The organism is Pseudomonas sp. BF-R-01 (assembly GCF_019946615.1).
In the GTDB taxonomy this organism is placed as follows: domain Bacteria; phylum Pseudomonadota; class Gammaproteobacteria; order Pseudomonadales; family Pseudomonadaceae; genus Aquipseudomonas; species Aquipseudomonas migulae.
Map to the genome: position 1 here is coordinate 68058 of NZ_JAGYFX010000021.1, position 6400 is coordinate 74457.

General features: G+C 59.0%; 7 protein-coding genes. 3 read left to right on the forward strand and 4 right to left on the reverse strand.

Features of this window, described 5'->3' with window-relative positions; translation table 11 throughout:
* The first annotated feature begins 52 nt into the window (after nucleotides 1-52).
* Entirely contained in the window at nucleotides 53-1423 is a 1371-nt protein-coding gene (locus KGB27_RS10935) for an MFS transporter (RefSeq protein ID WP_223436521.1), read from the forward strand.
* Between the two features lie 64 nt (nucleotides 1424-1487).
* Here the strand turns inward: KGB27_RS10935 and KGB27_RS10940 are convergent, their stop codons facing one another.
* From KGB27_RS10940 to flgA, 4 genes are all read right to left on the reverse strand, one after another.
* On the reverse strand, nucleotides 1488-2234 hold the full coding sequence (locus KGB27_RS10940) for a flagellar brake protein (protein ID WP_207285400.1): 747 nt from the start codon (nucleotides 2232-2234) through the stop codon (nucleotides 1488-1490).
* Nucleotides 2235-2326: 92 nt separating this feature from the next.
* Nucleotides 2327-2794 carry a flagella synthesis protein FlgN gene (locus tag KGB27_RS10945; RefSeq protein ID WP_008038443.1) on the reverse strand — a complete coding sequence of 156 codons (468 nt, stop codon included), beginning with the start codon at nucleotides 2792-2794 and terminating at the stop codon, nucleotides 2327-2329.
* A 48-nt stretch (nucleotides 2795-2842) separates the two neighbouring features.
* Nucleotides 2843-3169: a flagellar biosynthesis anti-sigma factor FlgM gene (gene flgM / locus KGB27_RS10950; RefSeq protein ID WP_008033053.1), complete on the reverse strand. Its 327-nt coding sequence runs from the start codon at nucleotides 3167-3169 to the stop codon at nucleotides 2843-2845.
* A gap of 167 nt (nucleotides 3170-3336) precedes the next feature.
* Complete coding sequence (gene flgA / locus KGB27_RS10955) at nucleotides 3337-4098, reverse strand: flagellar basal body P-ring formation chaperone FlgA (protein WP_207285399.1); 762 nt, start codon at nucleotides 4096-4098, stop codon at nucleotides 3337-3339.
* Nucleotides 4099-4179: 81 nt separating this feature from the next.
* Between flgA and KGB27_RS10960 the strand changes: the two genes are divergently transcribed.
* A complete protein-coding gene (locus KGB27_RS10960) occupies nucleotides 4180-5112 on the forward strand; it encodes a chemotaxis protein CheV (RefSeq protein WP_192227951.1) in 933 nt (310 codons plus the stop codon).
* A 46-nt stretch (nucleotides 5113-5158) separates the two neighbouring features.
* Nucleotides 5159-5986 carry a protein-glutamate O-methyltransferase CheR gene (gene cheR, locus KGB27_RS10965; protein WP_192227950.1) on the forward strand — a complete coding sequence of 276 codons (828 nt, stop codon included), beginning with the start codon at nucleotides 5159-5161 and terminating at the stop codon, nucleotides 5984-5986.
* The last annotated feature ends 414 nt before the right edge of the window (nucleotides 5987-6400 follow it).

The following is a 6400-nucleotide window of genomic DNA, read 5'->3' on the forward strand; positions in this document are numbered from 1 at the left end:
GCTATCTTTCGGATAGCCCGTTTCTTACCGCAAGGAGCCGCTCGGAACGCCGATGCGCCAAATCTGGAAACCCTTTCGAGCGCTGTATTTCGCCTCGCTGATGATGTTGATCGGCTCCGGCTTGCTGAGTACTTACCTGGGCTTGCGCCTGGCGGCCGACCATGTCGACAGCCTGTGGGTCGGTGCGTTGATGGCGGCCAACTATTTCGGCCTGGTGCTGGGGGGCAAGATCGGTCACCGGTTGATTGCCCGGGTCGGACATATCCGGGCTTATTCGGCCTGCGCCGGGATTGTCGGCGCGGCGGTGCTGGGCCATGGTCTGGTGGACTGGCTGCCGGCGTGGATATTCCTGCGGGTCATCGTGGGTCTCGGCATGATGTGCCAGTACATGGTCATCGAAAGCTGGCTCAATGAGCAGGCCGAAGCCTCGCAGCGCGGCACGGTGTTCAGCGGTTACATGATCGCTTCTTATCTTGGCCTGGTGCTGGGGCAGCTGATTCTGGTCATGCACCCGGGCCTCGGTCTGGAGCTGCTGATGCTGGTCGCCCTGTGCTTTGCCCTGTGCCTGGTGCCGGTGGCCCTGACACGGCGGATTCACCCGGCGCCGCTGCATCCGGCACCGATGGAGCCGCGCTTCTTTATCAAGCGCGTGCCGCAGTCGTTGAGTACGGTGCTGGGGGCGGGGCTGATCATCGGCTCGTTCTACGGTCTGGCGCCGCTGTATGCCTCGCAGCAAGGGTTGTCCACGGAGCAGGTCGGTCTGTTCATGGGTAGCTGCATTTTTGCCGGCCTGTTGGTGCAGTGGCCGTTGGGCTGGTTGTCCGACCGTTATGACCGGGCGCTGTTGATTCGCTGTTTTGCACTGGTACTGGCCCTCGCCGCGTTGCCGCTGGCGATCATGAAGCAGGTGCCGCTGGAGGTGTTGTTCATCACCGGTTTTATCTGCTCGCTGGTGAAATTTTGCCTGTACCCGCTGGCGGTCGCGTTTTCCAATGACCACGTCGAGGCTGATCGGCGGGTGTCACTGACGGCGATGTTGCTGGTGACCTACGGTGTCGGCGCGAGTATCGGGCCGTTGGTCGCCGGGGTACTGATGAAGATGTTCGGCAGCCAGATGCTCTACGCCTTCTTCAGTTTCTTTGCGTTGGTGCTGGTGTGGCGGATCCGCCCGAAAGCGGTGACCAACCTGCATCAGGTGGACGATGCGCCGCTGCATCACGTCGCCATGCCGGACAGCATGTCGAGTTCGCCGCTGGTGGCTTGCCTTGATCCGCGTGTCGATGAACAAGTGGTGCAGGACCAGATGCAGAGCCCGGCCAATCCTGATCCGGCTCCTGAGTCGGAGGCCGAGACACCCACCACTCCACCTCCGGAGGACCCTGACGCGGGTCGCGAGCAAAGCTTCACCGAGGCCAGGCCTTAAACCTGGGCATAAAAAAAACGGGCAGTCACCGCAAGGGACTGCCCGTTTTTTATGGGTGCTTGAATTACAGGTCGTCTTTGTCGAAACGTCGTGCTTCGCGCTGAAGCTGGTAGACGAAACGCTCGACCTGACGCTGCACCAGGCCGCTCATGTTGTGAAAGCGGATGCCGGCGAAGGTGGTGGAGATTCTTTCTTCGAAGTGCAGATAACGCAGTTCGACCGGTGCCGTCATTTTGCCAAAAGGCAGGGCGGCGGCGAAGCGGTCGTAGACCTGACCCAATTGCAGGCTGCCGGTGATGTCGCCTTCAAAGCGCAACTTGCAGCCGGTGGCGGAGATGTCCAACAGCTTGCCGCTGATCGGCGCCTTGAGTTTTTCACCGTCCAGATCGACGTTGACCAGTTGGGCCAGCTTCAAGGCTGCGCGGAAGGCATTGCGGCGCTGGTGATAAACCACTTCATTCGGCAGCGGGCCACGATAGCAGCGGCTGTCACCGGACTCGTCGATGGTCAGTTGACCGTTGCTTTCCCAGGCAATGCGCACGCCTTCGTGAAAGCCTTCGACCTTGAACGGTTCGCCGGCCAGCATGAAGCGCTCGCCGTCACGCGGGATCATTTCGTCGAGCGCGATGGTCCCGCGCTCGCGGTCCACGTCCACCAGATAGCTCTGGAAGCGCTGGGTGCGCTCATGGAACGTGATGATCAGCGGGTCATGGCTTTCTTGCAGTTGGCGCAGGTTGCCGGAGATTTCCAACGGTGTGGTAAGCACCTTGGGTGGCTGCGGGGCATCTTCCGCGGTTAAGGCATTGGACACGGTTCATCAATCTCCAGACAAAATATGACTACGGCTGGCCAGTATATTGCCAGCATGTTGCGAGTCTTGATAGGGCGCGGTCATTTGCGGGCTCAAGCCTGACTGAGCGGGCGCGGCTTCGCAAGCTTGGCGGTTGATCCGCGGGCGTCATAAAGCGCTGGCGGTTCACCGCCGGTCAGGATTTTCAGCTGATTGGCCGTGGCGGCCTGCTGGACCAGGATGGACTGGCCATTATTGGCGTTCGCCGCCTGGCATTGAGCCAGTAGATCGGTCAGCACATCGCTCTGGGCCAGCAACTGCTCGCCAATGCTCGAATGGCTGGCGAGTTGCTCCAGGCCGTTGCGATTGGTCGGCAGGTTGAGGCTGGCGAGGATTTCGCTGCGCTTGCGGCCATGCTGTTCAAGCAGAATGATCAATGCCTGTTTCTGCGCCAGAATCTCTTCGAGCAGTGGCATGTCCCGACCGTGCAAGGCGAGGGACTCGGTTTGCAGTAACTCAAGCAAGTGTTGCGCTGGAGCAAAGTCGTCGGTGATCAGTTGCAGTAAATTAGTGTCTTGCATGGCTGGCCTTGGGTTTTAAGCGTCCAAAAGCCTGGCGCGGGCCGTAGCCTAGCGCTGGGCTTCGAAGTTGAGCAGTTTGCTGGCTACACGGCTGCTGTCGACTTTATAGCTGCCATCGGCAATCGCTGCTTTCAACTCGGCCACACGGGCGTTGTCGACGGCAGGCTGATCGCGCAGCTTGTCAGTGACCTGTTGCAACTGTTGAGCCTCATTGCTGAGGTGTACCGATTCCCCGCTTTTGATGGCAGTGGCCTGTTCGGCCGGGGTATTCAGCGGCGCGGATTTGCCGGCATCGGCAGTTTCCTTGGCAACGCTGGTACGTGTACTGCCCGTAAGTGGCGAGGAGCTGTTCAAACGGCTGAAATCGATGACCATGGTAAAAAACCTCTGAGTATTTGGACGCTTGCCATGTTTTCGGCTCTCCCTGTGAAAACTTTAGACCCATTTATCAAATGGGCCCGCATGCGCCAGCACTTCTCCTGCATGCGGCACAGTTTAGGGAACAGCCTCGGGCAACGCCACATCTTCACGAACAGAGAATCCTACATGGACACTTCCACCTGACCTGGCGCGGTAACCTGCGCCTTGATGACCCGTTTGGAATTGAGGTTTTTCACCCGTATCTGCTCGGCCATGCCGCCGTTGGACAGGGCCTCGCCGGGCATTCGCACGCTGAGCGTACCACTGCGGGCGGTAATCACCACCTGATCGCCTTTGCTAATGACTTCCGCCTGTTCGAGATGAACCAGGGTAATCACCTGGTCGGTGACCATTGGTCGGGTAAGTCGCTGGCCGATCGCCTGGTCTACGGATGTGAAGTAGCCCTGGCCGATCAGGCTGATGTCACGCTCGCGCAGCGTCACGTCATCGGGCTCGACAATCCCTGCGCGACGCAGGGGTCGGGTGACGGTCACAACGTCGCGAAACAGGCGGACTTGAGCGGGTACGAAGACTGTCCAGGGTGATGCCCCCTCGCAGCGAACCTTGACCGTGACCCGGCCCAGCGGCTTGGCCGGACTCTCGAGGCTGGCTGTCAATTCCTTGTCGCACATGGGCATGCGCAGTCGCTGGTCGAGCTGGTTGACCTGGATTTCGTAGCGACCTTCCGTTTGACTGGTAGCCAGATAGTCTTCTACGGTGAATTCAAGAAAGCCCTGGGTGACGCCGATAAGCATGTCAGGCAAGGTAACTGCGTCAGCAAAGGCAGGGCTGCCAGCGTTGAACAGGCAAACGGCCGACACTGCACAGAGCAATCTGCGGATAGGTGATGTCAGGCGTCGGAAAAATGTCGGTTCTGTGTTCATAAAAGTTAAAAAGCAAGCGCCGTGCCGTTTAGTGATGAATGTGCGTCGCAACACACTTAGCGTTGGTGTAGGAGTCTGGGCATGGCTGGTGTAATGGATTCGGTAAACCAGCGCACGCAACTGGTAGGGCAGAATCGCCTGGAGCTGTTGTTGTTCCGTCTCGACGGCCAGCAGCTGTACGGGATCAACGTGTTCAAGGTTCGCGAGGTGCTGCAATGCCCCAAGCTGACCCTGATGCCCAAGTCCAGTCCTGTCGTGTGCGGTGTGGCAAATATCCGGGGGGCGACCATTCCGATCCTTGATCTGGCAATGGCGACCGGTTCCGGGGCGCTTAAAGATCAAAGCAATCCGTTCGTAATCATCACGGAGTACAACACCAAGACCCAGGGTTTCCTGGTGCGCTCGGTGGAACGCATCGTCAACATGAACTGGGAGGAGATTCATCCGCCTCCCAAGGGCACCGGACGCGATCATTACCTGACGGCTGTGACTCGGGTCGACAATCAGTTAGTCGAAATCATCGACGTCGAGAAGATCCTGGCGGAAGTGGCGCCGACACCGGAAGCGATTTCCGTCGGCGTGGTCGATGTCGAAACCCAGCACAAGGCGCTGTCGCTGCGGGTGCTGACGGTCGATGACTCGTCGGTGGCGCGCAAGCAGGTCACGCGTTGCCTGCAAACGGTCGGTGTCGAAGTGGTGGCGTTGAACGACGGACGGCAAGCGCTGGAATACCTGCGCAAACTGGCCGATGAGGGTAAGAAGCCGGAAGAAGAGTTCCTGATGATGATCTCCGACATCGAGATGCCGGAGATGGACGGGTACACCCTGACGGCCGAGATCCGCAACGACCCTCGCATGCAAAAGCTTCATATCATCCTGCATACTTCGTTGTCGGGTGTGTTCAATCAGGCGATGGTCAAGAAAGTCGGTGCCGATGACTTCCTGGCCAAATTCCGTCCTGATGACCTGGCATCCCGGGTAGTTGACCGGATCAAAGCAGCAGACATCAGCTAGGGGCCTTTTGCCCCTGGTGATTAACACGATTTAAGAGGCGGCATCTTTGTCTACGGGTAATTTGGATTTCGAACAGTTCCGGGTCTTCCTGGAAAAAGCCTGTGGCATTTTGCTCGGTGAAAACAAGCAGTACCTGGTCTCGAGCCGTCTCAACAAACTGATGGAACAGCAAGGCATCAAGTCCCTGGGTGAGCTGGTTCAGCGCATCCAGACCCAGCCGCGCAGCGGTTTGCGCGAGTTGGTGGTCGATGCCATGACGACCAACGAAACCCTGTGGTTTCGTGACACCTATCCGTTTGAAGTCTTGAAGAACAAGGTACTGCCCGAAGCGATCAAGGCGGCTCCGGGGCAACGCTTGCGAATCTGGTCGGCGGCCTGCTCGTCGGGTCAGGAACCGTATTCGCTGTCGATGTCCATCGACGAGTTCGAGCGGGTCAATATGGGCCAGTTGAAGATGGGTGTGCAGATCGTTGCCACTGACCTGTCCGGCACCATGCTGACCAACTGCAAGACTGGCGAGTACGACAGCCTGGCCATCGGCCGCGGGTTGTCGCCCGAGCGTCTTCAACGTTATTTCGACCCGAAAGGGCCGGGGCGCTGGGCCATCAAGGCGCCGATCAAGAGTCGGGTGGAGTTTCGCTCGTTCAACCTGCTGGACAGCTACGCGAGTCTCGGCAAGTTCGACATCGTGTTCTGCCGCAATGTGCTGATCTATTTCTCCGCCGAGGTGAAGAAAGACATCCTGTTGCGCATCCACAGCACGTTGAAGCCTGGCGGTTATCTGTTCCTTGGCGCGTCCGAAGCGCTGAACGGTTTGCCGGATCATTACCAGATGGTTCAGTGCAGCCCGGGGATCATTTACCAGGCTAAGTGATGGGTTGGCGGTAGTTTGAAAGACGGGAGTCCTTGGGGACTCCCGTTTTTTTTGTCTGCTATGTGGTGTGTATATCCGTTTCTGGGGTTATGGCGGCTGGCGGTTTCGCCCTTACGGCGAGTCACTTGGAAGAGCCCCAAGTAACCAAGGGCTCTTGCCCCTTTCGTTCGGTGCCTCGCTAATGCTCGGCATGCCCTCGCTCCGGTCCTGCTCCGTGGGCCCGCCGCCATCGGCCATCCATGGCCGGGGGCGGCTAACCCGGCATCCATGCCGGGTTGCCCACTGCGCAGAACCTGCGCTCGGCCTCTCGAGGGGGCGCTCAGATCAAAAGCGGAAGGCGAGCTAACGCTCGGCCTGATGAGTGGTGGGAATCAAAAGCGTACGTGCCCCCTGTAGGAGCCGGCTTGCCGGCGA

Bases quoted from the DNA above. Each gene is read 5' to 3' on its own strand.
- flgM (WP_008033053.1), bottom strand. From the start codon at position 3,169: ATGGTCATCGATTTCAGCCGTTTGAACAGCTCCTCGCCACTTACGGGC.
- KGB27_RS10935 (WP_223436521.1), top strand. From the start codon at position 53: ATGCGCCAAATCTGGAAACCCTTTCGAGCGCTGTATTTCGCCTCGCTG.
- KGB27_RS10945 (WP_008038443.1), bottom strand. From the start codon at position 2,794: ATGCAAGACACTAATTTACTGCAACTGATCACCGACGACTTTGCTCCA.
- flgA (WP_207285399.1), bottom strand. From the start codon at position 4,098: ATGAACACAGAACCGACATTTTTCCGACGCCTGACATCACCTATCCGC.
- KGB27_RS10960 (WP_192227951.1), top strand. From the start codon at position 4,180: ATGGCTGGTGTAATGGATTCGGTAAACCAGCGCACGCAACTGGTAGGG.